The organism is Candidatus Streptomyces philanthi (assembly GCF_059553635.1).
This window is the reverse complement of the sequence record NZ_JCANQV010000500.1, coordinates 1-2,537: the sequence shown is the minus strand read 5'-3', so window position 1 is coordinate 2,537 and position 2,537 is coordinate 1. Positions and strand designations below refer to the sequence as shown.

Genomic DNA, 2,537 nt, shown 5'->3' with positions numbered 1-2,537 from the left:
CCGTGCCTGCGCCCGCGGCGGCACCGCGTCCAACTGCGCGTCCGACAGGCTCAGCCGGGCCGTACGGGCACGGGCCAGCAGCGCCACCGCGTCCTGCGGCCGCCGCCCCGGATCGCGGGCGGTGGCCCCCGCCACCAGCGCGTCCAGCTCCCGGGCCAGCCCCGGAACACTCCGCGACGGCGGCCGGACGTCCTCGTGCAGATGCTGGTAGAGGATCTGCGCCGCGGTGCCCCCGGCGTGCGGCTTGGCGCCGGTGAGCATCTCGTAGAGCACGACCCCGCAGGCGTAGACGTCCACCCGCGCGTCGGCCACGCCCTCCTCGATCTGCTCCGGCGCCAGATAGGACACCGTCCCCAGCACCGCGCCCGTGGTGGCGGTGGTCCGCGTGCCGACCGCCCGCACCAGGCCGAAGTCGGCGACCTTGACCCGCCCGTCGTCCCCGATCAGCACGTTCTCGGGCTTCATGTCGCGGTGCACCAGACCGGCGCGGTGCGCGGCCCCCAGGGCGGCCAGGATCGGCTCCAGTATGTCCAGCGCGGCCCGCGGCTGGAGGGCGCCCCGCTCGCGCAGCACGTCCCGCAGGGTGCACCCGGCGACGTACTCCATCGCCAGATACACGTACGTCCCGTCCGTCCCCTGGTCGAAGACGCCCACCACGTTCGGGTGCGAGAGCAGGGCGGCCGACTTGGCCTCCCGGATGAACCGGTCGACGAACGCGTCGTCGGTGGCGAGGTCCGGGTGCATCACCTTCAGCGCGAGCACGCGGTCGAGCCGGGTGTCCACGGCCCGGTACACCGTGGCCATGCCGCCCGAGGCGATGCGGGCCCGGACGCGGTAGCGGCCGTCGAGCAGCCGACCGACAAGCGGGTCCTGGAGGGTCGTATCCACGACAGACGAGTCTACGAGGACACACCCGGCCGCCCACCGCCCCGCGGAGCGCACCGGCCCGACCGCGACCGAACGGTGACCGGGGCGCGCGACCGGGCGCACGGGGCCCCGGCCGCGCCGCCCGTCAGAAGGCGGGCCGCTCCGGGTCCAGCTCCGCGACCCCGTCCACCGGGGACGACGCCAGCGCGAAGTGGCGGCGCGGGATGCGCCCCGCCCGGTGCGCCAGCCGCCCGGCCTCCACCGCGTGCCGCATCGCCGCCGCCATCAGCTCCGGCTCCTGCGCCCGCGTCACCGCCGACGCCAGCATCACGGCGGAGCACCCCAGCTCCATCGCGAGCGCCGCGTCCGACGCCGTACCGGCCCCGGCGTCGAGCACCACCGGGACCTGCGCCCGCTCGGTGATCAGCTGGAAGTTGTGCGGATTGCGGATGCCCAGACCGGAGCCGATCGGCGAGCCCAGCGGCAGGATCGCGGCGCACCCCACGTCCTCCAGGCGGCGCGCCAGCACCGGGTCGTCGTTGGTGTACGGCAGCACCGTGAACCCGTCGTCCACCAGCGTCTCCGCCGCCTCCAGCAGCTCCACCGGATCGGGCAGCAGGGTCCGCTCGTCCGCGACGACCTCCAGCTTGACCCAGTCGGTGCCCAGCGCCTCCCGCGCCAGCCGGGCCGTGAGCACCGCCTCGCCCGCGGTGAAACAGCCCGCGGTGTTCGGCAGCACCCGGATGCCGTGCCGCTCCAGCACGGACAGCACCGACCCCTGGACGGTGGGGTCGAGCCGCCGCATGGCGACCGTCGTCATCTCCGTCCCGGACGCCAGCAGCGCCCGCTCCAGGACATCGAGGCTGGGCGCCCCGCCCGTCCCCATGATCAGCCGGGAGGAGAACGTGGTCCCCGCGAGGGTGAAAAGATCGTCCGCCATCGTCAGCCTCCCTGGACCGCGGTGAGCACCTCGACACGGTCGCCGTCCGCGAGCGCCGTGGCGGCCCACCGGCCGCGCGGCACCACGGTCTCGTTGACCGCGGCCGCCACCCCGCCCGGGGCCCGCGACAACGTCGCCACCACCCGGTCGAGGGTCAGCCCGCGCGGGAACTCCCGCGCCCGGCCGTTGACGGACACGGAAACGGTGGACTCACTCATGCGGGAAGCTCCTCAAGGACGGGGGACGGGGAGAAACGGGCGGGGGAGAACGGACGGGCCTCCTCGGGCAGCCGCCCGGTGGCCAGCACCTCGGCCATCACGTCACCGGTGACCGGCGTCAGCAGCACCCCGTTGCGGTGGTGGCCGGTCGCCAGCAGCAGACCGGGCAGCGCGGTCGGCCCGAGCAGCGGGGCGTTGTCGGGAGAGCCCGGACGCAGCCCCGCGCGGCTCTCCACCAGCGGCAGTTCGGTGATGCCCGGCACCAGCTCGTGCGCGTCCCGCAGCAGCTCGTACACACCGCCCGCGGTCACCGTGGTGTCCCAGCCCAGCTCCTCGCTGGTGGCGCCCACCACCAGCTCGCCGTTGGTACGCGGCACCAGATAGAGCGGGCCGCCGCGCACCACGGCCCGTACGGTGCGCGACAGGAACGGGTCGCCGCCCGCGGGCGGCGCCGGCATCCGCAGTCGCAGCACCTGCCCCTTCACCGGGCGCACCGGGGGCCGCACCGCCTC

Annotated in this window: 4 protein-coding genes; all 4 read right to left on the bottom strand. The window is 75.3% G+C overall.

The window, feature by feature from the left end; translation table 11 throughout:
- Positions 1-888: protein kinase domain-containing protein (locus AC51EU_RS29495; RefSeq protein ID WP_496270154.1), on the bottom strand; the 888-nt coding region annotated here is incomplete at its 3' end.
- A gap of 124 nt (positions 889-1,012) precedes the next feature.
- Complete coding sequence (locus AC51EU_RS29490) at positions 1,013-1,807, bottom strand: thiazole synthase (RefSeq protein ID WP_496270153.1); 795 nt, start codon at positions 1,805-1,807, stop codon at positions 1,013-1,015.
- A 2-nt stretch (positions 1,808-1,809) separates the two neighbouring features.
- Complete coding sequence (thiS, locus tag AC51EU_RS29485) at positions 1,810-2,025, bottom strand: sulfur carrier protein ThiS (RefSeq protein WP_496270152.1); 216 nt, start codon at positions 2,023-2,025, stop codon at positions 1,810-1,812.
- Positions 2,022-2,537 (bottom strand): FAD-dependent oxidoreductase (locus tag AC51EU_RS29480; RefSeq protein WP_496270151.1); only part of this gene is annotated, 516 nt, incomplete at its 5' end. The genes thiS and AC51EU_RS29480, both read right to left, overlap by 4 nt.

Coding starts and splice junctions, on each gene's coding strand:
- thiS (WP_496270152.1), bottom strand. CDS start 2,025: ATGAGTGAGTCCACCGTTTCCGTGTCCGTCAACGGCCGGGCGCGGGAG.
- AC51EU_RS29490 (WP_496270153.1), bottom strand. CDS start 1,807: ATGGCGGACGATCTTTTCACCCTCGCGGGGACCACGTTCTCCTCCCGG.